The sequence below is a fragment of the Bradyrhizobium sp. AUGA SZCCT0176 genome (assembly GCF_018130145.1).
GTDB lineage: Bacteria > Pseudomonadota > Alphaproteobacteria > Rhizobiales > Xanthobacteraceae > Bradyrhizobium.
In genome coordinates this window covers 379,295-403,954 of record NZ_JAFCMB010000004.1, presented here as the reverse complement: position 1 = coordinate 403,954, position 24,660 = coordinate 379,295, and the positions used below count along the sequence as shown (strand labels likewise).

The 24,660-nt window shown below is 61.1% G+C and carries 24 protein-coding genes and 1 pseudogene; 4 read left to right on the top strand and 21 right to left on the bottom strand.

Annotation, left to right across the window (positions count from 1 at the left end; genetic code table 11):
- Position 1 precedes the first annotated feature (1 nt).
- The 7 genes from JQ600_RS13095 to JQ600_RS13065 form a co-directional block, all read right to left on the bottom strand.
- On the bottom strand, positions 2-2,302 hold the full coding sequence (locus tag JQ600_RS13095) for a PAS domain-containing sensor histidine kinase (protein ID WP_212386820.1): 2,301 nt from the start codon (positions 2,300-2,302) through the stop codon (positions 2-4).
- Positions 2,303-2,531: 229 nt separating this feature from the next.
- Complete coding sequence (locus JQ600_RS13090; protein WP_212386817.1) at positions 2,532-3,920, bottom strand: cation diffusion facilitator family transporter; 1,389 nt, start codon at positions 3,918-3,920, stop codon at positions 2,532-2,534.
- 1,386 nt (positions 3,921-5,306) lie between these two features.
- Entirely contained in the window at positions 5,307-5,957 is a 651-nt protein-coding gene (locus JQ600_RS13085; protein WP_212386813.1) for a histidine phosphatase family protein, read from the bottom strand.
- A 154-nt stretch (positions 5,958-6,111) separates the two neighbouring features.
- Complete coding sequence (locus JQ600_RS13080; RefSeq protein WP_212386810.1) at positions 6,112-6,612, bottom strand: hypothetical protein; 501 nt, start codon at positions 6,610-6,612, stop codon at positions 6,112-6,114.
- Between the two features lie 11 nt (positions 6,613-6,623).
- A complete protein-coding gene (locus JQ600_RS13075) occupies positions 6,624-6,872 on the bottom strand; it encodes a hypothetical protein (RefSeq protein WP_212263795.1) in 249 nt (82 codons plus the stop codon).
- 100 nt (positions 6,873-6,972) lie between these two features.
- Positions 6,973-7,209 (bottom strand): hypothetical protein, encoded by a 237-nt coding sequence (locus JQ600_RS13070; protein ID WP_192734329.1) that lies wholly within the window; start codon positions 7,207-7,209, stop codon positions 6,973-6,975.
- On the bottom strand, positions 7,206-7,370 hold the full coding sequence (locus tag JQ600_RS13065) for a hypothetical protein (protein ID WP_192734771.1): 165 nt from the start codon (positions 7,368-7,370) through the stop codon (positions 7,206-7,208). Before JQ600_RS13065 ends, JQ600_RS13070 begins: the two co-directional genes overlap by 4 nt.
- A 523-nt stretch (positions 7,371-7,893) precedes the next feature.
- Here JQ600_RS13065 and JQ600_RS13060 point away from each other — a divergent pair.
- Positions 7,894-8,211 (top strand): hypothetical protein, encoded by a 318-nt coding sequence (locus JQ600_RS13060; RefSeq protein WP_249133808.1) that lies wholly within the window; start codon positions 7,894-7,896, stop codon positions 8,209-8,211.
- Between the two features lie 62 nt (positions 8,212-8,273).
- Here the strand turns inward: JQ600_RS13060 and JQ600_RS13055 are convergent, their stop codons facing one another.
- From JQ600_RS13055 to JQ600_RS13040, 4 genes are all read right to left on the bottom strand, one after another.
- Positions 8,274-9,122, bottom strand: coding sequence for an SMP-30/gluconolactonase/LRE family protein (locus JQ600_RS13055; protein ID WP_212386805.1), 849 nt, complete (start codon positions 9,120-9,122; stop codon positions 8,274-8,276).
- A 149-nt stretch (positions 9,123-9,271) separates the two neighbouring features.
- The gene (locus tag JQ600_RS13050; protein ID WP_212386802.1) at positions 9,272-10,240 is read right to left on the bottom strand and encodes a zinc-binding dehydrogenase; all 969 of its coding nucleotides are present in this window, start codon (positions 10,238-10,240) and stop codon (positions 9,272-9,274) included.
- A gap of 163 nt (positions 10,241-10,403) precedes the next feature.
- On the bottom strand, positions 10,404-11,399 hold the full coding sequence (locus tag JQ600_RS13045) for a nitronate monooxygenase family protein (RefSeq protein WP_212386799.1): 996 nt from the start codon (positions 11,397-11,399) through the stop codon (positions 10,404-10,406).
- A 201-nt stretch (positions 11,400-11,600) separates the two neighbouring features.
- A complete protein-coding gene (locus JQ600_RS13040; RefSeq protein WP_212386796.1) occupies positions 11,601-11,882 on the bottom strand; it encodes a hypothetical protein in 282 nt (93 codons plus the stop codon).
- Positions 11,883-12,215: 333 nt separating this feature from the next.
- Here JQ600_RS13040 and JQ600_RS13035 point away from each other — a divergent pair, with 333 nt between their 5' ends.
- Both JQ600_RS13035 and JQ600_RS13030 read left to right on the top strand, forming a co-directional pair.
- Positions 12,216-12,800, top strand: coding sequence for a DUF6647 family protein (locus JQ600_RS13035; protein ID WP_212386793.1), 585 nt, complete (start codon positions 12,216-12,218; stop codon positions 12,798-12,800).
- Between the two features lie 324 nt (positions 12,801-13,124).
- Positions 13,125-13,343 (top strand): hypothetical protein, encoded by a 219-nt coding sequence (locus JQ600_RS13030; protein ID WP_212035313.1) that lies wholly within the window; start codon positions 13,125-13,127, stop codon positions 13,341-13,343.
- 103 nt (positions 13,344-13,446) lie between these two features.
- Here JQ600_RS13030 and JQ600_RS13025 read toward each other — a convergent pair whose 3' ends face one another.
- The 6 genes and pseudogenes from JQ600_RS13025 to JQ600_RS13000 all read right to left on the bottom strand — a co-directional run bounded on the left by JQ600_RS13025 (position 13,447) and on the right by JQ600_RS13000 (position 18,717).
- Entirely contained in the window at positions 13,447-14,511 is a 1,065-nt protein-coding gene (locus tag JQ600_RS13025) for a ketopantoate reductase family protein (RefSeq protein ID WP_212386790.1), read from the bottom strand.
- 215 nt (positions 14,512-14,726) lie between these two features.
- Positions 14,727-14,882: pseudogene (locus JQ600_RS13020) on the bottom strand (fumarylacetoacetate hydrolase family protein); the annotation flags it as partial.
- Between the two features lie 29 nt (positions 14,883-14,911).
- Positions 14,912-15,991, bottom strand: a complete 1,080-nt coding sequence (locus JQ600_RS13015; RefSeq protein WP_212263804.1) for a ketopantoate reductase family protein — start codon at positions 15,989-15,991, stop codon at positions 14,912-14,914.
- Between the two features lie 106 nt (positions 15,992-16,097).
- Positions 16,098-16,526 (bottom strand): CBS domain-containing protein, encoded by a 429-nt coding sequence (locus JQ600_RS13010; protein ID WP_192734339.1) that lies wholly within the window; start codon positions 16,524-16,526, stop codon positions 16,098-16,100.
- A gap of 204 nt (positions 16,527-16,730) precedes the next feature.
- A complete protein-coding gene (ctlX, locus tag JQ600_RS13005; protein ID WP_212386788.1) occupies positions 16,731-17,660 on the bottom strand; it encodes a citrulline utilization hydrolase CtlX in 930 nt (309 codons plus the stop codon).
- 1 nt (position 17,661) lies between these two features.
- A complete protein-coding gene (locus JQ600_RS13000) occupies positions 17,662-18,717 on the bottom strand; it encodes an ornithine cyclodeaminase (protein WP_212263806.1) in 1,056 nt (351 codons plus the stop codon).
- Positions 18,718-18,858: 141 nt separating this feature from the next.
- Between JQ600_RS13000 and JQ600_RS12995 the strand changes: the two genes are divergently transcribed.
- A complete protein-coding gene (locus tag JQ600_RS12995; RefSeq protein WP_212386785.1) occupies positions 18,859-19,296 on the top strand; it encodes an Lrp/AsnC family transcriptional regulator in 438 nt (145 codons plus the stop codon).
- Between the two features lie 122 nt (positions 19,297-19,418).
- On the opposite strand, the gene oxlT is transcribed toward JQ600_RS12995, so the two are convergent.
- From oxlT to JQ600_RS12975, 4 genes are all read right to left on the bottom strand, one after another.
- A complete protein-coding gene (gene oxlT, locus JQ600_RS12990; protein WP_192734343.1) occupies positions 19,419-20,711 on the bottom strand; it encodes an oxalate/formate MFS antiporter in 1,293 nt (430 codons plus the stop codon).
- Between the two features lie 242 nt (positions 20,712-20,953).
- Entirely contained in the window at positions 20,954-22,456 is a 1,503-nt protein-coding gene (locus tag JQ600_RS12985; RefSeq protein ID WP_212035307.1) for a tripartite tricarboxylate transporter permease, read from the bottom strand.
- A 118-nt stretch (positions 22,457-22,574) separates the two neighbouring features.
- Entirely contained in the window at positions 22,575-23,069 is a 495-nt protein-coding gene (locus JQ600_RS12980) for a tripartite tricarboxylate transporter TctB family protein (RefSeq protein WP_212263807.1), read from the bottom strand.
- A gap of 84 nt (positions 23,070-23,153) precedes the next feature.
- On the bottom strand, positions 23,154-24,164 hold the full coding sequence (locus JQ600_RS12975; RefSeq protein WP_212386782.1) for a tripartite tricarboxylate transporter substrate binding protein: 1,011 nt from the start codon (positions 24,162-24,164) through the stop codon (positions 23,154-23,156).
- Between the last annotated feature and the right edge of the window lie 496 nt (positions 24,165-24,660).

The following is a 24,660-nucleotide window of genomic DNA, read 5'->3' as shown; positions in this document are numbered from 1 at the left end:
GCTACGCCGCGACCGACAGCTTTGCGCTCGGCTTTTGCGGCTCGCGCGGCAGCTTGATCCGCACCACCGTTCCGGTGCCGAGCTTGGAACGCAGCCGCATCGTTCCGCCGTGCAGACTGGTCAGCGATCTCGCGATGGCGAGCCCGAGGCCCGAACCCTGATAGGTCTTGGTGAGCTGGCTCTCGACCTGCTCGAACGGTTTGCCCAGCCGCCGCAGCGAATCCGGCGCGATGCCGATGCCGGTGTCGGCGATCACGAGCACGATGGAATCGCTGAGCACCTGGCCGCGCACGGTGACCCGGCCGTCGTCGGGGGTGAATTTGACGGCGTTCGACAGCAGGTTGACGAAGATCTGCTTGACCGCGCGGCGGTCGGCCATGACCGAGATGGTGCTTTCGATATCGGCGTCCAGCGTCAGATGCTTGTCTTCCGCGCGCCCGGACACCACGCGCAGCGACTCCGCCAGAATGTTCGACAGGTCGAGCGGCTCCATGTCGAGCTTCATGCGGCCGGCCTCGATCTTCGACATGTCGAGGATGTCGTTGATGACTTCGAGCAGATATTTGCCCGATGTCAGGATGTCGTGGCAGTACTCCTGGTATTTGTCGGAGCCGAGCACGCCGAACATGCCGCTGCCCATGATCTCGGAGAAACCGATGATGGCGTTCAGAGGTGTGCGCAGCTCGTGGCTCATATTGGCGAGGAACTTTGATTTTGCCTGGTTGGCTTCCTGGGCGCGGGTCCTCTCCTGCGAATATTTCTCGGCGAGGTCGGCCAGTTCGGATTGCGAGCGCTTCAGATCGAGCACGTTGGCGCGCATCCGCGCGTCGTTCTCGACCAGCTTCTGCTCGTGCTCCTTGATGCGGGTAATGTCGGTGCCGACAGAGACGTAGCCGCCGTCCTTGGTGCGGCGTTCGCTGATGTGCAGCCAGCTGCCGTCGTCGAGCTGGGCTTCGAAGGTGCGCGCTCCCGGCGCTTGCGCGCCGGTCTCCTGCAGCCTGGTGCGGACCTCCGGCATGCTGCCGACTTCGATCACGGTTTCATAGGAGGTGCCTGATGTCACCGCCGAGTCAGGCAGTTTGTGCAGGCGCTGGAAATGCGAGTTGCAGAGCACCAGGCGGTCTTCCGCGTCCCACAGCACGAAGGCTTCCGGAATGGTCTCGATCGCGTCGCGCAGCCGCAAATCCGCCTCGACCGTTTTCTCGGCAAGGCTCTTCTGTTCGGTGATGTCGACCGCGATGCCGATCAGATGCAGGCCAGAGTCGGCGGCGGCCTGGCTGAGTTCGCAGCGGACCCGCAGCCAGATCCAGTGACCGCCGGTGTGCTGCATGCGGAAGGTCTGGTCGATATGGTCGAGCTTGCCGGAGATCAGCTGGTCGGCGATCGCGAACAGATCGATGTCGTCGGATTTCACCAGCGCGTTGACTTCGCCGAACGTCAGCAGGTCGTTGCGGGAGTCGAGCCCGAGCATCGTGAACATCGACTGCGACCAGAAAATGCGCCCGCGCGACAGGTCCCAGTCCCACAGGCCGCAACGGCCGCGGTTGAGCGCGGTGTCGATCCGCCCGCGCACCGCGTCATTGATCAGGTCGCCCTCGCGGGCGCGGGTCGATTGCCAGTGGAACGCAAAGCCGAGGATCAGCACGACGAAGCCGGTGGTGGCGGACAGCGTCATCGACAGCGCCGCGTCCGATCCCCACAGCGGATCGCTCTTCTCCTGGATCACGATGACCTGGCCGGGCAGCGCCTTGACCAGCCGCGAAATCGCCAGCGCGCCGTTGCCGCTCGGCAGCGTCATGTCGTTGACGACGCCCTGCTGAGCCGGCGCGGCGAGCAGTTGCGCGGTGGAGATCACGTCGAGCACGCGGTCGCTTCCGCTGAGGCCTTCGACCGGAATCCGCGCCAGCACGCGATGCTCAACCCCGGTGATGATGAAATGGCGGCCGGCCGCGTTGCCCCAGGAGGGAATGAGTTCGGGCAGCAGGCTCTGCAGCCGGTCGATGGTGAGGGCGCGATCCTGCCGGACGGAGGCGAGGCGATCGATGCGTTCGGCCATGAGGTCGGTGACGGCGGCGAGGTCGCGCTTCATGGCGGCGCGCTTCTGCCGGGTCTGGTCGATCACCTGCACGACCGCGCCGAGGCAGATCGTGATCAGGAAGGCAATGATCAGGGTCGGCACGGCGCGTCGCAGCGCCGGCTCGGCGATGAGCAGCCTGTGGTAAGCCGGTTTAGCGATCGATTGCGCCAATCCCTTGATCGAGTCGGATTGGACACACGCGTTCGCCGCATGCGCGCGCGCCATGCTAATAAACCCCCGCCGAAATTAATTTTTTCACATCGTTCGGAAGAACCCCACGTCGTTTCCGAATCACAGCGATTTGAATCCGTTTTTCCCGGGCTGTCGAGAGTCAACGATTCGTTAATATGAAATAAATCTTGTCCAACGACGAATCGGGGACTCCAAAAAGAGTCCGAAACAGGAACGCGTCCGTAATATTACGCAGCATGGCGTTTTCGAGCGAAAACAGGAATCACAGATAAGGCGGTTCGGCGTGGCTGATCACGCGCTTGATGGTCGGGAAGGCGCGGCGCAGCGCGCGCTCGATCTCGTCGACGTTCTCATGCACCTTGATGACGCTCATCGAGGGCGCGGCGCGGCAATGGAAGTTGACGATTTCGCCGGCGTCGGTGTCGCGCACCCGCACATTATGGATGTCGTGGATGGCGCCGTTGGCCGCGAAACCCGCCAGCGCCGCCTTGATGACTTCCACCCGTTCGGGTGAGGCGTCGGTGCCGTGGGGCAGTTCGGGCTCCAGCGGCTCGATATGGGTGTCGACCTCGACATCCTCGCCAAAGTCCTCGCGGATGCTGCGTTCCAGTTCATGGGCGATGTCGTGCGCCGCTGATAGCACCATGTCGCCGTCGACTTCGAGGTCGATGCTGACCGTCAGCCGGCCGCCGAGATCGTGCACCGTGACATGGTGGACCGCGAGGCCGGAATTGCGCGCGATCACCATGATGCGCTCGCGCACGCTCTCATTGTCGCGCGCCACCGGCACCGCGGTGAACGTCAAATCGGCGTCGCCGAGCGCCTGGCTCACCGCCGCCTGCGCGGTCCGCTTGATCGCCTCGACCCGGTCGATCGGGGTGGTGCGCGGCACGTTGACGATGGCGTCGATGAAATGGGTCGGCCCGACCATGCGCACGCGCAGGCGCTCGACGCCGACCACGCCGGGTACGGCGCGGATCGCGATGGTGGCCTTCTCCGCCGCGCCTTCCGGCGCGCGATCGAGCAGGGTTTCGATGGTGGATCGTCCCAGCCGCAAGCCCAGCAGCGATATCATCACGGCGACCGCGATTGCCGCCGCCGTGTCGCCCCACGCATAGCCGAAGCCGGTCAGCACCAGGCCGATGATGACGGCGATCGAACCCAGCACATCGGAGGCAAAATGCAGCGCGTCGGCGGCCAGCGCCTGGCTCTTGGTTTCGCGCGCGGTGCGATGCAGCGCCCGCGCCCGCCAGAAATTCACGCCGATGTCGATCACCAGCACCACGAAGGGCACGGCCGAGAGCGTCGGCGGCGCGGCGCCTTCGCGCAGGCGGCTCCAGGATTCCACCAGGATGCCGCCGGCCAGCACATAGAGCAGCGCGATGACGAACAGCGCCGACAGGCTTTCGAACTTGCCGTGGCCGTAATGATGTTCCGCGTCGGCCGGCTGGTCGGAAACGCGCACCACCAGCCAGGTGATGATGGTCGCGACCACGTCGACCGAGGAGTGCAGGGCCTCCGAAATCAGCGCCAGACTGCCGATCGCGATCCCGACCGCGAATTTCGCCGCGGCCATGCCGGCGCTGGCAAAAATCGAGATCGCGGCGACGTTGGTCTTGAGGTTGGAAACGCGGGCGTGGGTTAATGTCATGACCGGCGGTTTAGCAGGGCGTCCGTCAACATCAAGCCGCCATCCACAGCGCTAGTCGCAACTGGTTTGCAGAAGCAGGTTTGTTGCGAATTGTTCCGAGTTGAATTTGCTGACATGCGAAGGATTATCCGTCTTGTCGTCCCGACGAAGGCCGGGACCCATACCGCGTGATCTCTCGGTGAAGCCTCGGTAGCAGAGACTTTTCGCAAAACTTCTCCCTATGGTTATGGGTCCCGGCCTTCGCCGGGACGACGGCAACATATAACTCCGCGATCTCGCGACGCATTGCGCCCGAGTCTTGCTTGAAATCTTCCCACCCTCTCAATCAAGAGGGCGCAGGGAATGCCGGATGCACGCTGCACCCGCGGTCTCGTGTGCGGTTTGCACAAAGGAAAGTGCACACTAGCATACAGGGCAGCGGAGGCGATCCGACATTCCCTGCGCAATGGCTTTACGGCTTATGCCGTGCTCTCCCCGGTGAACGAGTTCCTTTTTGTCACCGTCGTCTGCGAATTGACGGCTCATCGAGACCCGGTCGGGTTCGACTTGCCTCCGCAAACTTGACACCAGCAACGGGTGCCAGGACCACACGGTTTTGCCGTACGCAGCATTCCCGTCTTCGCCTTTGGCTTCGCCGGGCAGGGCCCGTCTTCGCTTTCAGGTCCATTCGGGCGTTGGCATCGCTCGTCCTGCGCGCCGTGTGCCGCTCATGAGGTTCATCTCACCCTGCAGCCACCTATCGCGCGCGACGCTGCTGCGTCCACCGCACCCCGTCCCACGTTCGTGACGATCGCGAGCGCCCCTCTCATTGGGACGGGATGGATGAGGTGTGCAGGTGATTTGGGGGTGGCGTCAAGCGGAATTTCTGGAAAACGGAATTTTGTCGACGCTGGTGGGCTGCTGAGCCTCGCTTGAGAGTATTGGAGTGCGTTTAATCACGCGGAAAGGCGTGGTGAGAAGGGAATATTTTCCCGATGTGCACTCGCCGATGGTTACCATCGGTCGGGTAGGAGAATCATCGTAAGCTTGGTCGCGAACCGGCGGGTACAGCGAAAGGCAACCCAGAATACAAAAACGAAATCTTCGAACTCTTGTTGAGCAGAGAGCACGTTTGCAGAGCGATGAGTGAGAGGGATATCGACTTCATGCGTAAAACAATTCCCTTCTTCCGAGGCGGGAATGTCATGACGCTTCCTGATCCAACCAGCAAACTATTTGGGTCCGACGGTTAGGGCCTTTTTCACTGCCTTCTCAAACTCTTTCCCGCTCTCATCAAAGCCCTCGCATTCGAGCGGTTTCTTTGAATCGCTCGAATGCTTTTTATTCTTCTTAAGCTGCGGCCTAGCTTTATCTAGCATTCAAACCAAGACGGCGGATTACGCTACGCTAATCCGCCCTGCCGATCCCATCCCCGCCATCCGCAAAATGTGCGACGTCACCGAGCGTCCGCACCGTCCGGCTCTTCCAAAACTGGTCCTGCTGCAGATGGGTGATGCTGCCGGGCTTGCTTGCGAAGTTTACGTAGCCGGCGGCGTCGATCGGCATTTTGATCCATGCCGCGACGACGAAGGTCAGGGCGAAACCGTGGGTCACGATGATCTGGGTGCTGCATGGGCGGCCCACGATCATCTCGGTTGCCCGGTAAATGCGATTTGCAAACTCTCGACGCGTCTCGGCATTCTCGATGCCGCCTCGATGGTCGAGGCGGTTGTCGTCCGGGGCGACGGTCTGGTGAGCATCGAGCCAGGCTTGCGGCTTGCCTTCGGCCACTCCATAGCTGATCTCGCGCAGGTCCGACGTCCGAACAACCGGGCCAGCGATCCGCTCGGCGACGATGTCGACCGTCTGGGAGCAACGAAGAAGATCAGAGCTGTAAATTTCAGTTTGCTGAGCACCGACGAGCGATGACAGACGCTCCGCGAGCAGTTTCGCCGCCGCGCGCCCATTTGCGGTTAATGCCGTATCGTACCAGCCCCCCACGAGGTGTTCGACGTGGTGAACAGATTCCGGGTGGGAGACGACGAACAGATTCTTCATAACGCAGGATGCCTGGGCGGGATCTGCATGGCTTCGCCGGAAGCCGGCCTGACTCCAGGAATGTTATACTACCAGTGCGTAGGGCAAAGGCGTAGTCCGCCGCTGCATTTCAAACAAGATGCCGGATGACACTACGCCAATCCGCCGACGTGCGCTAACCCGCCAGTTTGAGCGCGCTGGAGATTTCAGCAAGCGTCGCCTTCTCGGTATCGCTGACCACAACACCGCCAATACCGAGAAATCCACCCTCGGTGGATGCCTCGGCGACATTTTCGCTGATCTCGCGCAACCAGTTCTTGAATGCAGCAGCGTCGCCGGGCGCTTTGGCGCTTAGGACGCCGTCGACTTTTTGCAGGATTTCGATGCAGGCGGTCTTGACCTCGGAGGGCTTTTTGCCGCTGAGGCTTTCCTTCAAACCGTCGCGCGCCACGGCTCGCCCCTCGCTTGTTGCGAAATCATCGACCACGGCCTTGATGAGCGGATTGGAGCCCGTGTCCATCTTCGTCTTCGCCAGCATTTTTCCGCTTGCGAAACTCTCCTGGAGCAGGCCCCAAAGCCCGCTTGGCTCGGCGGCCGTTACGGCAAGGCCGGGCGCCATTACGCTTTCCAGAAGCGTTTTCCATTCGTCGGCGGTAAAGGTCGATTTGTCGGCCATGAATTTTCTCCTCACCGTCGCCTGGCTACTGCGACGCCGAGCAAGAAGGCGACCAGGAGAGATCCGAGCGGAGCTTCGCGTGCAATGTTGCTAAGGATGCTTAGCGGCATACCGGGTTTTCGGCCGGTCTCGATGGCGTCACTGACCCGGCTGGCCGCGCCTTTGACGGCGTCAGAGACTTCCTCGATCGTGGATTTGGATTCGGGGATCGGATCCAGGCCTTCGTAGATAAACGGCTGGGTGGGGGCGTCGTCGGTCATGGTTTGAACTCCGGATCATTCCCAGCCAATCGATCAGCCGGCTATTGGTTCCTCATCGCAGCGGGCGAGCCAAAGGATTCGGAGTCATCGATCGGGCACATCACGGCGTATCCGGCTTGTGAGTTGGATGCGATTTCCGAACGGGTCGCACTTTGGGCGTGCGAGGCAACTCCGCGAACTCGGACGAGTGGTAATCGCGTCCTTCGGGCGTGGTGATGTAGATGTCGTAACAGCCGGTTCGCGACATTTCCCGCGCTTTCTTGAGCGCGGCTTCGGCAGTCTTCCTGCGATGGATCAGTTCGCCGTGCTGGCACTTGGCTTTGATGGAAAAGCTCATTTCTTCTTCTTTTTCTTCTGCTTCTTCTTGATGATCTCGGCCTGGGCTCGAAAGGCGTGCGCCAGCGATCGCATCTGTTCGGCGGCATAGGCGTCAACGGCGCTCGCCGCGACCCGCTCCGCGGTGGCTGCCTGCTGACGGATGGCCTTGGCCATTTTCATGGAAGGTCAATGTCTTGCCCGTGGTGTGGTTCCAGGCGGCAGCGTCGGGCGCGGTTTCGCGTGTCCGGCAACCGGGAAGCGCGTGCCGCCAAGGTCACGGCAAGCCTGCAAGGCATTCGCGGGGAATGCAGGAGCTTCTGCAAATCCAGTGCCGCCGAAACCCAAGGTGAGCAACGTAGTCGGCAATTCAGGAGTAGGAACGTTTAGTGAACAAAGGGTATCGGTTGCAGTAGAACTGCTTGAATTTTGGCGATATTCTCTTCGCCCTCAAGCAAGAGCGCGGGCGCGCAGCGCCCAAAGAGGTGGAGTCTGATTAAACTCGATTACGAAGACTCACTTTTGGACAAAGGGAGTAGTAGTGATGGTACAGTCTATAGTTGAACGGGTCTCGAGCGTCATTGATCTGGAGGGCGAAATCGAGGCCGAGTTTCGAAGAAGGCCGCCAGTTCACGAGCCGCGGCCCGCCATTTTCTCGCCGCCAAGGGTACGTGAGCCCACCGTGTCCATCGCGGACACCGGGTCGATGCCAGATTATGTCGAGCACCGCGAGGGAGCCACGGAAATCGGCAAGCTGACGGCGGAAGCCATTGTCCGCGAATACGAAGCTGCCGCGAAAGACATCGAGTCGATGGGCGCGGAACTGATCGAGCGCGTCAAGCAATGCGAAGCGATGACCCGCGATGCGCTCGCCGTGACCCTGGAGATGAGGGAAACCGCAGCCCGCTACCGCGAGGAGGCCAAGCGCATCTTCGTTCAGATCGAGGACTGTTCGCTGATGACGGCGGAGGTCCGCAGGACCTGCACCGAGCTCAAGGACAGAATCGCCACTCCGGTGGTTTGATCCAAGGGCCTGATCCAGGTTGCGGGCCCACTTGAACGTTGGTTCGGTGCGCGCGTCTGCGCTCAGGGATTACCCGCGCCCGGAATCTCCACTTTGGCCGCATCGACCCGCGACGACGATTTCCGTTGCCGCAGTTCCTCGTACGACGTCGCGGCGCTCAGGCAGAACAGGGTTTTGCGCTCGGGGCCGCCGAGCACGCAGGCAAGCGCCCGGCGGCCGGGCACTTCGATGCGCTGCAGTTCGCGGCCCTCGCGGTCGAGCCGGATGAAGGCGTCCTCCTCGAAGGCCGCGACCCACACCGCGCCATCAGCGTCGAGGCAAATGCCGTCAGGCGATTTCATGCCGCCGAGGCAGCTGCGAAGCTTCAAACCGCCATCGGGGGCGATGTCGTAATCGGCAAGGCAGGCGCCATCCATCTCGGCCACGACGAGCCGGTCGTTTTGGGGCGAGACCGCGATGCCGTTGGGAAACCGCAATCCGTCGGCCACCACGCGCCGCGCGCCGTCAGGCATCACCAGGATGATGCGGCCGCGCGCGCCGCGATCCGGCGGCGGCGGCAGGTCGAAGCCGAGATCGCCGACATAGGCGCGCCCGAGCCCGTCGACGATCATGTCGTCGATCGTGCCAGTCGCGATATCGGACAGGTCGGCGTAGAGCGACAGCTCGCCGTCGGAAAAGGCCAGCAGGCGTTTTTGAAACATCGTCAGCACGATCAGCCTGCCGTCCGGCAGCACACCGAGGCCGCACGGCGTGTCATCGAATTTCGCGTGCTGCCGGCATTCGCCTGAGGGCGCAAGGCTGAGCAGCGTCCGTTCCATGCAGTCGACGAACCACAGCCAGCCCGCATGCCAGCGCGGCCCTTCGAAGTAGCGGCCGCCGTCGTGGATGGTGTGGGGGGTGGATGAGGTCATTGCGTTCGCCTGTGCGAAGGACCTGAGGCCCGCGGTCCCCGGACGCTGCGCAGCACGAAGTGGTGCGCTGCAGAGCCGGGGTCCATCGGCGCGTGGGTCCCGGCTCTGCGGAGCAGCACTGCGTGCTGCACCGCGTCCGGGACACGAGATTACAGCGTCACCACGATCTTGCCGAGATGCTTGTTGGCTTCCATGTGCGCGAACGCCGCGCCGATCTCGGCAAAGGGAAAAACCTTGTCGATCGGCAGCTGCAGCTTTCGGGATTCCACCGCCGGCCAGATGTCTTTCCGGACCTCGTCAAAGATCTCGCGGACTTCCTCGATGGTGCGGGTGCGGAAGGTGACGCCGATATAGTGGATGCGGCGCGCGGCGTGGAGGTCGAAGTTGAAATCGGCATGGGTGCCGCCGAGCCGGCCGACATTGACGATGCGGCCCTTGACCTTGGTCGCCTTGAGGTTCTGGTTCGCGACCGACCCCGAGACCTGATCGACGATCAGATCGACGCCTTCGCCGCCCGTCGCCTTCAGCACTTCATCGACCCAGGCAGGATCAGAAGAATCCACCGCGAGGTCGGCGCCGAATTCCTTCAACCGGCCGCGGCGCATCGCATCCGTGGAGGAGCCGATCACGAGTTTGGCACCCTTGAATTTTGCGATCTGCATCGCCATCAGCCCGACGCCGGAGGAGGCGCCCTGGATCAGCACGGTCTGGCCCGCCTGCAGCGCGCCGTTGGTGACGACAGCGTTGTGCATGGTGGCGAGCGCGACGGGCAGCGTAGCGGCCTCCTCGAAATTCATGTTGGAGGGCGCGCGGAACAACCTTCCGTGATCGGCCAGCGTGTATTCGGCGAACGCCGCGCCGCCCGAGCCCATGATCTTGTCGCCGATTTTGACGCCCCTGGCGTCAGGCCCGAGCTCGGCGACTTCGCCGGCCCATTCCATGCCGAGCACGGTGCCGACGCCGCCGGCCGCGCCATGCACATGGCCCTTGGTCATGCCGAGATCGGCGCGGTTGAGGCCGCAGGCGCTGACCTTGACCAGCACCTGCGTGCCCTTTGGCGAGGGCTTTGCGACGTCGGCGATTTCAGCGCCGTTGGCGCCGTACACGTAAGCTTTCATGGGCTTCTCTTTTTCTCCCTCTCCCGCGCTTGCGGGGGAGGGTTGGGGTGGGGGTGTTGCCGCGAGTCAGAGTCTTCGTGAGGAAAGAGCCCCCACCCGGCGCTGCGCGCCGACCTCCCCCGCAAGCGGGAGAGGTGACCGAGTTCGTGGCGCTAGCCGCGCCTTATTCCGCCGCCTGACGCGCCGCGCCCGACATCATGCCTTCGAGGCGGCGGCGGATGATGGCCTCCGCATCGCGCATGATGCGCGACACCAGTTCGGCGCAGGTCGGGATGTCGTGGATCAGGCCCTGGACCTGGCCGGCCGACCAGATGCCCTCATCGGCATCGCCGGTGGCATAGACCATCTTGCCGCGCGCGCCGGCGACGAGTTCGCGCACATCCTCGAATTTTGCGCCTTCCTTTTCCATCTGCACCACCTTGGTCGAGATCATGTTCTTGGCGACGCGCGAGGTGTTGCGCATGGTGCGGAAGATCAGCTCGGTCTCGCGCTCGTCATTGGCGACGATGCGCTCCTTCACCAGCTGGTGGATCGGGCTTTCCTTGGTGCACATGAAGCGCGTGCCCATGTTGATGCCCTCGGCGCCGAGCGCGAGCGCTGCGACCAGACCGCGGCCGTCGCCAAAGCCGCCGGAGGCGATCATCGGGATCTTGATCTTGTCGGCGGCCGCCGGAATCAGGATCAGGCCCGGGGTATCGTCCTCGCCGGGATGGCCGGCGCATTCAAAGCCGTCGATCGAAAGCGCATCGACGCCCATCCGCTCCGCCGACAGCCCGTGGCGGACGCTGGTGCATTTGTGAATTACTTTGATGCCGTGCTTCCTGAATTCGGTGACGTGCTCCTGCGGCTTGTTGCCGGCGGTTTCCACGATCTTGATGCCGGCCTCGATGATGGCCTGGCGGTATTCGGCGTAAGGCGGCGGCTTGATCGCGGGCAGGATGGTGAGGTTGACGCCGAACGGCTTGTCGGTGAGGCCGCGGCAGCGCGCGATTTCTTTTGTGAGGTCTTCCGGGGTGGGCTGCGTCAGCGCGGTGATCAGGCCGAGTGCGCCGGCATTGGCGACGGCCGCGACGAGCTCCGCCCGCCCGACCCATTGCATCCCGCCCTGGACGATCGGGTGCTCAACGCCAAACATTTCGGTGAACCGCGTCTTGATCATGTCCTGCCCTTTGTTTTCCGGGCGCGGGCGGAGCCACGCGCGTTTTTGTTGGAATTCGAGGGGCAGGATGCCGTCAGCAGGCGCAAAAGTCTACCGGGGGACGGCACAAGGCGGGGCATCGCAAGCATGCAAAAGCGGGCTTTTGTCCGTCGGGCGGACAATTTGCGGCTTCTCGCGCCGGGGCGCGGGTGTTGCCTGGTTTCATCGGGCAGGCCATTTGTTCCGCTGGATGCCGTTGCGCTGGTCCGGCAGCGATCTGGTTTCCATCTGAAGCCGACAGAGCTTGGTGATGTTAACCGGCAGCAGCACAAGGTGCAGGAAAAACACCGGGTAAACCTGAGACAACAATCCGTAGACGATAAAAAGCACGTTGCTCAGCAACGCAAACGAACGAAGCGACAGTATGGTCGTCATGCAGAAGCTCGCGAGAACGCTGAGCGCTGCCACGAAGCCGAGAAAGTCAATCAACGACAAATCGATCAACGATAGATTCATGTCGGCTGTCCCCATCGTCCGCAACAGCGCATTGCCTGCGGTCCAATCGACGCTGGATCATCATCAACTCATTACGCCTGCAATCCGCATGCGAACGTAATCTGGCTCACATGCCGAAGGTGTTTGTTGCGTCATCGCGTCGGTTCGCGATCACAAACACGCGAGAGTGCGATGAAGGCTGTTCGTTGCGCGATGCGCGCGACACGACTGTGAGTGGCTTCACAGCCGCGTCGCGTTCCCCGTGTTAGCGTTGCAGATATTGAACGACTGCTCTGAAGAAGAGCAATTTGATTAAAAACAAGTCAGAGACCGGAGGCGCTTATGTTCAAGCAATTCCTTTTGGTTGCGGCTCTTATTGGTTGCTTTCAATCCGCTTGTCATGCTGACCCGGCCGCGAGAGTGGCCGCTGACTCTTCCGCTGTTCAGCCTCAGTCTGAAGCAACCCGGGCGACAAGAGATCTGCTCGATGAAATTGTGACCTGGCTCGGTTCGAACTTTGATCTGCCCGCCGCGGCAGATCATCCGGCCGTCGCTTTCGTCTCGCAATCGAAGCTTGAAACGATGCGCGCCGAGGACCGTGCGTTTTCGCGAGGCTTGACGCAGGGTGCCGTGGGCGATGAACCAGCTCCGCGTCGTGTCGTTGCCGTCTACGACAACAATCTGAAAACGATCTTTCTCCCCGATGATTGGACCGGAAAATCACCGGCGAGCCAATCCGTGCTGGTTCATGAAATGGTTCATCACCTTCAAAATCTCGCCGGGCTCAGGTTTGAATGTCCGATGGCGCGCGAGAAGGTCGCCTACATGGCACAGGACAAATGGCTAAAGCGGCTTGGAACGAGCCTGGAATCGGAATTTGAGCTCGACATGTTTACGGTTCTGATCTCCTCCGCGTGCATGTATTGACCGCCATTCGGCAAAACTGAATCAGGAAGAGTTGGCGGACCCAATCGGCTTCTGATGCTCATGTTCAAGCTCTTGATGGCTGTTACGTTTGCTGTAGCGCTCCTGGCGATGGTGCAGGGGCATCAGCGCCAATTCAAACCCCTGCCGACTGGACCGATGCCGGCGGCGCTTATTCCTTGAAGGGCGACCACCGGAGCCCGGCCAACCGCCTTCAATTCGTAGGTGATCAAAATCACGGTACGTCCGGGAGCGCTGAGGCAGGTTGCCATCACGGGCCGCTTATGCCCGGAACATCAACCCCTCTAGCGAACGGATTGGATGATCATGAGCAATTCCCTGAATCAGAACACGGGCGCTGACTGCGAAATCCTCAGCCTCGCGCAACTCGAAGCCGTCAGCGGCGGCCGCATCGGCGGCGGCCTCTTCGGCGACAAGGTCGTCATCATCGGCTGCACGACGCAGCCCCCGTTCGGCGGCTATCCCCCGGGAACGGTCACCTGGAATCCCTGGATCGGCCAGCCGTATCCCACGCCGATTTTCTAAGGCAATGAGGCAGCCGATGCCGGTTGTTGGCATCCGGCTGCCGCTACGGGCCTGACGAAGCCGCACGCTCAAAGCGTGCCGGCTGAGCCTGCGCCGGCGCCGGTCACGCCGAGCCGGATCCGGCCCCCACGATCTTCTCGCTCAGCTTCTGATCGACCACCTGCACCGTGTTGTCGATCTCGGCGTTGGGCGCGCCGAGCTGATGCGAAATCAGCTTCACCAGCAGGTCGACCCTCTCAATGAACGGCGCGCCAGCGGCCACGGCGCGGGCCGCCGATGAGGGCTTGAGCAGGCTTTCCGCCGCCTTGGCATATTTCTCGAACGGCACCTGATCTATCGGGTCGGCGCCGAGACGCCGCGCGATGCCGTCGACATGCTCATAGATCGATCGCGACAGTTTCAGATCACCATGCACCGCGTCGCGGATCGACTGCGGTTCGTTCGGCGTGATGCAGCGGTAATTGCCGGTCAGCAGCATCGACCATTTGGCCAGCGGCACGAACAGCGAGTCGAACACCTTGAGCTTTACCGGAACGTCCTGGCCATCCAGCTTCACCGCATCGATGTCGGCTTCCAGCTCGCGCAGCAGCTTATTGTGTTTCTCGTCTTCGAATGCCGCTGCCTTGAAGTTTGTCGGCAGGCCGACATGAAGGATGTTCGCCGCCTCGTCCGGCGGGCGGAAGGCCTGCGGATCGGGCGAGCACAGCGACACCAGTCCCGGCTTGAACCGCTCCCATACCAGCGCGTTGGTGTAGGCCTCTTCGAGGTCCATGTCCGCCAGTGCGGGAATCCGTTTGAGATAGGGCAGCGGCGGCATGTTCATGATCGACAGACAAGGCAGCTTCGCCTCGGCGATCTTGATCATCAGCACCCGGATGGTGTGGTTGGTGTATTGCGGCTCCTGCATCGCAAGGCCAACCAGGTCGTAGCGGGACAGGTCGACCTCGGCAGGCGTGACTGCGTCCAGCTTGCCCGGCAGGTCGCGCGAAAAGATCGCCCGGTGCGCCTTCTCGTCGCGCAGCTTGATGCGAACCTCGGTGCCGTCGCGGTTGATCAGTTCGGCCGTCTTCTTCCGGCAAACCAGGGTCACGTTGTGACCGGCCATCAATAGCTTTGTTCCCAGCAACGAGCCGTAGGAAGCTCCAAGGATCAGAATGTTGCGCGCCATACTCTCTCTCTTCCACCGGTTGTGCTGGGTTATGTTTTGACGTTTCGCCCCACGCCTGGCCTTCGAGAATTTCCCGTCCACGATCCACGTTTGGAGGCGGAGAGACGGGGTAGGCCTTATGTCACCCGGGGCAGCCCCTTCTGGCGAGGAGCGGCCGTGCTTATCGCAAGTCGGCTGGCATTACAAATGCCAATTGGGCCCCGAGGTGCCGCCGTTTACCGCCGGAATTCATTGGTCAGTTCGCCAATGCCGTCGATCGCGACGGTCACGGTGTCGACCGGCTCCTTCATGACGCCGCCGCCGACTGACGTTCCGCAGGCGATCAGGTCGCCCGGCGACACCGTCATGTCGTGCGAGATCTTGCTGAAGAGTGCCACACGTGGCTGAGGGCTTTCTCGAACTAGGTTTGGAGCGCGTCACTGCGAGCCGGCTCCGGCAGCTTGATCCTCTCGTTCAGTTTTTGATCCACGGTCTGAACCGTGCGGTCGATCTCGGCATTGGGTATGCCGAGCTGATGCGAAATCAACTTCACCAGGAGGTCGACCCGCTCGATGAACGGCGCGCCGCTGGACACCGCACGCGCTGCCGACGATGGTTTGAGAAGGCTTTCGGCCGCCTTGGCATATTTTGCGAAAGGCACCTGGTCCTTCGGGTCCGCCCCCAGACGTTGAGCAATGGCATCGACGTGGTCATAGATCGACTGCGAGAGCGTCAGATCATCGTACACCGCGTCGCGGATCGACCTCGGTCCGTTCAGTGTGACGCAGCGGTAATTCCCGGTTAGCAGCATCGACCACTTTGCCAGCGGGACGAAAAGTGAATCGAACACCTTGAGCTTCACCGGAACGTCCAGCCCATCGAGCCTCACCGCGTCGATGTCGGCTTCCAGCTCACGCAACAGGACATTGTGCTTCTCGTCTTCGAAGGTTGTGGCCTTGAAGTTTGTCGGCAGGCCAACATGAAGGACATTCGCCGGCTCTTCCGGCGGGCGGAAGGCCTGCGGATCGGGCGAGCAGAGCGATACCAGTCCCGGCTCGAACCGCTCCCATACAAGCGCATTGGTATAGGCCGCTTCCAGGTTCGCTTTCGCCAGCGCCGGGATCCGCTTGAGATAAGGCAGCGGCGGCATGTTCATGATCGACAGGCAGGGCAGCTTCGCATCGGCGATCTCGATCATCAAGACCTCGATCGCATGGTCGGCGTATTGCGGTTCCTGCATCGCAAGGCCGACCAGATCATAACGCGACAGGTCGACGTCGGCGGGTGCAACCGCGTCCAGATTTCCAGGCAGATCGCGCGAAAAGATCGCCCGGTGCGTCGCCTCCTCACGCAGCTTGATACGGACTTCGGTGCCGTCGCGATTGATGAGTTCGGCGGTATTGCTTCGGCAAACCAGGGTCACGTTGTGACCCGCCATCAAAAACTTTGTCGCCAGCAATGAGCCATAAGAGGCTCCAAGTATCAGAATGTTGCGCGCCATACTCTCTCTTCCAGTCCTTTTCGTGGGCGCACCACTCCTCCGGCGCGGGTGGCGCCGTTTGCGAAGAGTTACAATCTGTGGTGCGGTGCGACGCTCGAAGTCGTTGTCAGGCCGAAATGGCCAGCTGAGCGTTGGCTTCCTCGTCAAACGCGGTCGAGATGTCACGGATGCTGACGACGCCGATCAGGCTGTAATTCTCGAGCACCGGCACATGGCGGATGTGGTGCCTGTTCATGAGATGGCGAACGTGCTCGAGCGAATCCTGCGAACTGCACGACACCAGCTGCTGCACCGAGATGAATTGCGAAACCTTGAGATTGGCGCCGGCTGCGCCGTACTCGGCGATTGCGCGAACCACGTCGCGCTCGGTGAACATGCCGACGGCCGTATTGCCCTCGGTGCGAACGACATCCTTGACCACCAGCGCGCTGATATTGCTGGAGCGCATCAATTGCGCGGCGATGGCAACCGTCTCGTTCATGCGAACCGTTGCGACACGGGCGGCTTTCTTGCGCAGGATATCTCCGACTTGCATGGCAACCTCCTTGGGGTGGATTATGCGCAATTCTGGTATACATAATACCATAAGTCAACACGGAAAAGTCGGGCATCCGCGCACGCGTTGTGCACGGAAATGGGCAGTATTGCTGACATTATCGAAGATCTAGCGCGGGATGGCGAGACGATCCGGCAGCGACGAAGATTTGGTCTGAGGCGATCAGGTATACCAGAGGCCAGTCTATCTCGGCGCCAGATGAACTCCCGCAAGCGTGCAGCGGACCGAACCACCGGCTCTTTCGATCGTGGGGATATCGAGTGCGACGGGTTTGGCGCTTTCCGAGATCATGCCCAGTTGATCCTGGTTAAGCGAGGCAAGCGCCGTCGTCGAGAGGGCCAGGATTCGACCGTCGTTTCCCTGAAGTTCCAGGGCGTTGCCGGCGAATTTTGCAATCTGTTCGTTCGCGAGCGCGATAACATTGCGGCCGGAACGCTCCAGCCTCGTAACGACCTCCCGCCGTTTTGTGAGGTCAGTCATCATGTCCAGTCCCATCAGGGCGAAGTCGGTCGCGATGCACATCAGGACGTTGGTGTGATAGATCGCGACTCCATTATCGTCCCGCGCATCGAAGACCATCGGCTCGAAATTGAATTGGGTCGAAAAGCGCTCAAGCGCAATCGGATTGGTGCGATCGGAGCGGACCGCATAGGCCACACGGTCGATATGATCGAGAACCATGGCGCCGGTCCCCTCAAGAAACAGCCCGTCGGGCTCGAGACCCGAATAGTCGATAACTTCCTGCACCCGATAATGGCTCTTCAGCATTTCGATGACGTCGATGCGACGCTCGCGCCTGCGGCTGGCAGCCTTCATCGGATAGATCGCCACATGACCGCCGGCGTGGGTGGAGAACCAGTTGTTTGGAAAGACCGCATCCGGCGTGTCGGTGCCGGTGCTGTCGAACAGATGCACGTTCACACCATGGCTGCGAAGCGTATCGGCCGCTTGGGTGATCTCAGCGTAGGCCGTCAACGAGAGGTCATCCTTCGGGTCCGGGCAGGCCTGGAAGAAATTGTCGGTGGCGGTCTCGGTATTCACCGTGAAGTGGTGCGGACGAACCATGATCACCGCAGAAGGCGCCTGGACGGAGTATGGAATGTATCTTGCCATCCTAGGCCTGCTCTGCGCGCAGCAACATGCCAAACAGGTCGCGGGGCTCATCGGGATCGGCGATAATGTCGAGGTCCTGGTAAAACCCCGTGCCTCTGAGCTTGTCACGGACATAGCGAAGGGCGGAGAAATCCTCGACCGCGAAGCCGACGCTGTCGAACAGGGTGATCTGGTTTGCATCGCGGCGGCCGGTCGCGTGTCCCGTGATAACCTGCCAGAACTCAGTGACGGGGTAATCTGCATCCATCTGCTGGATTTCGCCCTCGATGCGGGTCTGCGGTGGATATTCCACAAAGGTATCGGCGCGCAGCAAGATATCGCGATGCAGTTCGGTCTTGCCCGGGCAGTCGCCGCCGATGGCATTGATGTGAACCCCGGCCGCAACCATGTTGTCCGTCAGGATCGTCGCATACGACTTGTCGGCAGTGCAGGTGGTGATGATCCCTGCACCTTCGATCGCGGATTGCGATGATGTGCAGGCGGTGACAGTCAGACCCATACCGGAAAGGTTGCGAACCGTCTTTGCCGTCGCCTGCGGATCGATGTCGTAGAGCCGGATATGATCGATGCCGACCGCGGCTTTCATGGCGAGCGCCTGAAACTCGGCTTGCGCGCCATTCCCTATCATCGCCATCGTGCGGGTACCCCTGGGCGCGAGATGCCGCGCCGCCATGGCCGAAGTGGCTGCGGTCCGTAGCGCCGTCAGCAGCGTCATTTCCGCGAGCAGCACGGGATAGCCGGTCGAGACTTTCGCCAGTAGGCCAAAGGCCGTCACGGTTTGCAGGCCGTGCGCCATGTTCTTCGGGTGGCCGTTCACATATTTGAAGCTGTAGATTTCGCCATCGGAGGTCGGCATCAACTCGATCACGCCTTCGCCGGAATGAGATGCAACGCGCGGCGTCTTGTCGAACGACTCCCAGCGACGGAAATCTGCCTCGATGACGTCAGTGAGTTCGCTGAGCAGGGTCTCGATGCCGATGTGATGCACGAGGCGCATCATGTTCGCGACACTGACGAACGGCACAAACGCTTTTTCCGATGGAAGGGGCGAAGTCATTGTCGGGTTCCGATCGCACATGTTTGATGGCGAAGGATAGGGACCTTACATGTTGGCCGAAATATCAGTTTTGTGCTATTTCGGTCAAAAAATCGGGCAATTTGTACAGTTCTATTGCGCGAATTGTACACTGGAGCAGAGATGGCCGCAGCAAAGTATGCACCGGATGATCTGGATCGCCGGATCATCGCCCACCTTCGGACCGATGGACGCGCTTCACTGACCAAGCTTTCCGACGCACTCGGGGTCGCGCGCGGCACGGTGCAAAACCGGCTGGATCGCTTGATCGAGACCGGTACGCTGCTCGGCTTCACCGTCCGCGTACGGGAGGATTACGACGTCAATACCATACGTGCCGTGATGATGGTCGAGGTCGTCGGCAAATCCACCACCCAGGTCGTTCGAAAGCTACGCGGCCTGACGGAAATTTCAGCGCTGCACACGACCAACGGCAACTGGGACCTTGTCGCCGATATCCGGGCGGCGAGCCTCGCGGATTTTGACAGGCTTCTTCGCGAGGTGCGGATGATCGATGGCATCGCCAACAGCGAGACCAGTCTCTTGCTGAGCACGGTTTGACCAGGATGTGGACACGTTAGCGCGAAGCCACCGTCAGGTATGCAGGTTCAGGAGCCCACAAAGCGAAAGCGCGCCCATCCCGCAGGGATGAGCGCGCCTGTCGTCGGATCGGGTAGTGCAGGTTAGGTGGACGCCTTCGCGTTCGCGACCACCACCTTGCGCCATGGCTTGAGCACGAATATCGCCAGCAGCGAGGCGAGGATGTTGGCGCCCGCCGCGATGATGAACACGCTGTCCCAGGTGCCGGACGATTGCTGCATGTAGTTCGCGATCGGCACCAGCAAGGCTGCCGTGCCCTTGGCGGTATAGAGCAGGCCGGCATTGGTGGTTGCGAACTTGGCGCCGAACGTGTCCGTGCAGGTCGAGGGGAACAGGGAGTAGATCTCGCCCCAGGCAAAGAACACGAAGCCCGACAGCAGCACGAACCAGATCGGATCGTGGCCCCACATGTACAGCGCCCAGATGCCGACGCCTTCCATGCCGAAGGCGATGAACATGGTGTTCTCGCGGCCGATCATGTCGGAGATCCAGCCGAAGAACGGCCTGGTCAGACCGTTGAGGACGCGGTCGATGGTCGCGGCAAACGTCACCGCGGTCATCGTTACCGCCATCAGCGTCACCGGTACGCTGTCGACCTTCCAGTCAACGGCGATCGGCTTGAGGTTGGCGGTGACCATCAATCCGCCGGCGCCCACGATCACGAACATGAAATACATCAACCAGAAGATCGGCTGACGGATCACCTCGGTCGGCGCATAGTTGCGGCGGCTCTGGATCACGTTGGCGTTCTGGATCACGGCCGGGACTTGGCCTGCTTTCGGCGAGAACATCAGGAAGGCGAGCAGCACGATGATGATGCCTTGTCCGAGACCGAAATAGAGGAAGGTGGTCTGGAAGCCGGAATCCTTGATCATCGCCTGGATCGGGGCGACCGTCAGCGCGGAGCCTGCGCCGAAGCCGGCAGCGGTGATGCCGGCGGCAAGGCCGCGCTTGTCGGGAAACCATTTCAGCGCGTTGCCGACGCAGGTGCCGTAGACGCCACCGGCGCCGATGCCCGCGATGATCATGCCGAGATAGAAACCGTTGAGTGTTTCTGCCTGCGCGTTGATCGCCCAACCGACGGCGCAAAGGACGCCGCCGACGAGAACCACGATGCGCGGGCCGTATTTATCGACGAACCAGCCTTCGACCGGCACCAGCCAGGTTTCGAACAAGACGAAGAGCGTGAACGCCCACTGGATCGACGCGCGATCCCAACCGAATTTTTTCTGGATGTCGGGGACGAAGAATGTCCAGCCGTATTGGTAGTTCGCGATCATCACCATGGCGGCGACGCCGATCGCCAATTGTGTCCAGCGGTAGGTATCGCTGACGCGGGCTACTGCAGGGGCCGCTCCTTGAACTGTGTCCGTCATCTTCCCTCCTATGTGCGCTGTTCTATCGCCCGACAGCTCTAAGGAAGGAGTTTGGTATATGATATGCCAGTAGACAAGAGAAATCTTGACTAGATGTCGCAGGCTACCCGATTTTTTCGTGGATGTCTCTTTCTCGATGCTTTTAGAAAATGCTGGATATAAAAAGACTTAGCCGCCGGATCGCTTTGCGATCCGGCGGCTTTACTAGGTCGAAAAATTTTTGTGTCTGGTATTTTTAGCCGTCAGGCGACCGAATGGGGACGCAAGCGGCTATAGCCTTCCTGGATGGCCGACCAGAACAGGGCGATCAGTCCAAGCACCATGATCGTGCCGACCAGCGAGTTCGAGAAGAACACGCCGAGCGAACCTTGCGATCCCAGCAGCGATTGCCGGAAGGCTTCCTCCGCCTTGTCACCGAGCACGATGGCAAGCACGAGAGGGGCGAGGGGATAGTTGCACTTCTTCAGGAGATAGCCGACCACGCCGAACACCAGCATCAGCACGACGTCGAAGGTTGAGCTGTGGACCGAATAGGCGCCGATCGCGCACAGCACCAGAATGAGCGGCGCAATGATGCTGAACGGCACGCGCAGGATGGCCGCGAAGATCGGCACGCAGGTCAGCACGACGATCAGGCCGACGAGATTGCCGAGATACATCGAGGCGATCAGTCCCCAGACGAATTCCTTCTGCTCGACGAACAGCATCGGACCCGGCTGCAGGCCCCAGATCAAGAGGCCGCCGAGCAGCACGGCCGCGGTCGGCGATCCCGGCACGCCGAGCGAAAGCATCGGCAGCAATGCCGCGGTACCGGCGGCATGCGCCGCGGTCTCCGGCGCGACCACGCCCTCGACCTCGCCCTTGCCGAAATTATGGCCGTTCTTGGAGACCCGCTTGGCGATGCCGTAACTCATGAATGACGCCGGCGTGGCGCCCGCGGGCGTGATGCCCATCCAGCAGCCGATCAGGCAGGAGCGCAGCGAGGTCACCCAATACTGCGGCATCTCCTTCCAGGTCTGCAGGACGACGCGCAGGTCGATCTTCGCCTTGCCGCCACGGAAGGCCAAACCCTCTTCCATGGTCAGCAGGATCTCGCCGATGCCGAACAGGCCGATGACGGCGATCAGGAAGTCGAAGCCGTTGAGCAGTTCAGTCGACCCGAATGTCAGCCGCAATTGTCCGGTGATGGAATCGAGGCCGACGGCCGCGAGCGCAAAGCCGATCATCATCGCGGCGATGGTCTTGAACGGCGGCTCCTTGCTCAAGCCGACGAAACTGCAGAACGCCAGGAAATAGACCGCGAATTTTTCCGCTGGACCGAAGCGTAACGCAAAACTTGCGACCAGCGGCGCGACCAGCGTGATCATGATGACGGCGAACAGCGCGCCGACGAACGAGGAGGTGAAGGCGGCGGTCAGCGCTTCGCCGGCCTTGCCCTTCTGCGCCATCGGATAGCCGTCGAACGTGGTCGCCACCGACCAGGGTTCACCGGGTATGTTGAATAGGATGGACGTGATGGCGCCGCCGAATAACGCGCCCCAGTAGATGCAGGACAGCATGATGATCGCCGATGTCGGCGGCATGCTGAAGGTCAGCGGCAACAGGATCGCGACGCCGTTGGCGCCGCCCAATCCCGGAAGCACGCCGATGATGACGCCGAGCACGATGCCCAGGACCATCACCATGATGTTGAATGGCTGCAGGGCGACCGCAAAGCCGTGAAAAAGATTGACGAGTTCTTCCATGCTTCAAGTCCTGCAAGCGTTGAGCTAACGACGTGACAATTCTAACGACACGAGAATTCTATTTTTATTTGAGCATGATCTTTTCGGAAAACCGGTATCCACTTTTCCGGATCATGCTCTAGAGACCAAGCCATTCCTCGATCGGTCCCTTGGGAAGCGGGACCAGAAACCAGCGCTCGAAAATCAGGTAGGTCACGATGGGCATGCCGAGCGCCACGGCGGTGACCACGAGCCAGCTGTATTTGCCGAGCCATCGCATGAACCAGCCGATGAAGATGATGGAGGCGAGATAGAGGCCGGTGAACGGCATCACGCCGACATAGATCGCGGTCGGTATGACGACGCTCAGGACCTGGCGCAGCTGTCCCCATTCCGCGAACAGCCCGTCGTCCCCGTCACGCAGCCCGTTCCACAGATTGATCGCGCTGGAGGCGATAATGAAGATCCCGATGTAGAACGGGAAGAAACCGGCACGCGGTCCCTCCGCACCCCAATTGATTCCGGCCTTCAGGCTGCCGTAGACGACGATCGCGCCGAACAACGCGATCAGCAGCGTGACGCCGGCTTCCACGGCCTTGTGGGTCGGGCCGGCGTGCGGGCTATTCGTAGTCATTCAAACTCCATCCGGAATCACGGTTCTGGGTTCGCAGCGCTTCATGCGCTGCGCATTCGCCGGTGTACGCGACGTGACTAAAGGTCAGTTTCCGGGGGTAGCGAGGAAACCGGCTTCTTTCATCAGGGTTTCGTGGCGCTTCTCTTCCGTCTCGACCCATTTGGCGTATTCAGGCCCGGTCAGGAACGTGGTGTTGAAGGCGCCGCTCTTCATGAAATCCTGCCACTCCGGCGTGGCCCGCACCTTCTTGAACAGCTCGACGTAATATTCGACCTGATCCTTGGTGGCTTTGGGCGACATGAAGATGCCGCGGAGCATCAGATATTCGATGTCGAGGCCCTGCGACTTGCAGGTCGGAATATCCTTCCAGCCTTTGCCGTCCGCGACGACTTCGTCATAGGCCATCTGCTTGCCGTCGAACACGCAGAGCGGACGAAGTTTGCCGCCGCGCCATTGCGCGACTGCCTCGATGGGATTGTTGACCGTTGAATCGACGTGGTTGCCGACCAGCTGGACCGCGACTTCTCCGCCGCCCTTGTAGGGAATGTAGGTGAACTTGGTGCCGGTCGCCTTCTCGAGCGCGACCGTGATGATCTGGTCTTCCTGCTTCGATCCGGTGCCGCCCATCTTCATGCCGCCGGCGGGTGCCTGCTTCACGGCATCGACGTAGTCCTTGACGGTGGTGTAAGGCTTCTCGGCATTGACCCAGAGCACGAACTCGTCGAGCGCCAGCATCGCGACCGGCGTCATGTCCTTCCAGCTGAAGGGAATGCCTGTCGCAAGCGGTGTCGTGAACAGGTTGGACAGGGTGATGATGATCTTGTGGGGATTGTTTCCCGAACCCTTGACGTCGAGAAAGCCTTCGCCGCCGGCGCCACCTGACTTGTTGATGACGACCATCGGCTGCTTCATCAGGCTGTGTTTTGTCACGATGCCCTGGATGGTGCGGGCCATCTGGTCGGCGCCGCCGCCGGTGCCGGCGGGTACGATGAATTCGACCGGGCGAACCGGCTCCCAGGCGGCGGAGGCGGTCATATTGCCCGCGCCGAAGATGGCAATCGCGGCTAACGCGGTATGCAAGACAGAATGCTTCATTTGACGTACTCCCCGTAAAATTCAAATGCCGTTCTTTGCCGGCTTTGTCTTTAACTCAACTCTTAACTGAACACTTCTGATCCAGCCGGATTTCCCCATTTGTCCAATTATCTCATGAGGTTTGGTCAGATGGCATTGCAGGTCAGGGTTGCAGACCTTTGTGAACTGTAAGCCTGACTGCTCGGCGCAGCATCCGCGTCTTTCGGATAAGTCTGAACTGCGAACCGCGGCACCGCCTGCTGATATCGCCGCCTAGGCGCCGAAGAGCCTGCCGCCATCCTCCTGATCGCCTCCGTTCGTTGTTGGGCCGGAACGCTTGGAAGACATATTGGTATGCGATATGCCAATACTGCAAACGAATAATGATGCCAGAGCATAGCTCAGGCTAATTTGTCGCAGTTGGCGCCTGGCCCGGAGTGCTTAAAGGCGGCGCCAAAAAAAGAGGCCCCGGAAAACCGGGGCCCTTAGTCTGGGAGGAAACCTGAAGTGCTCGAGC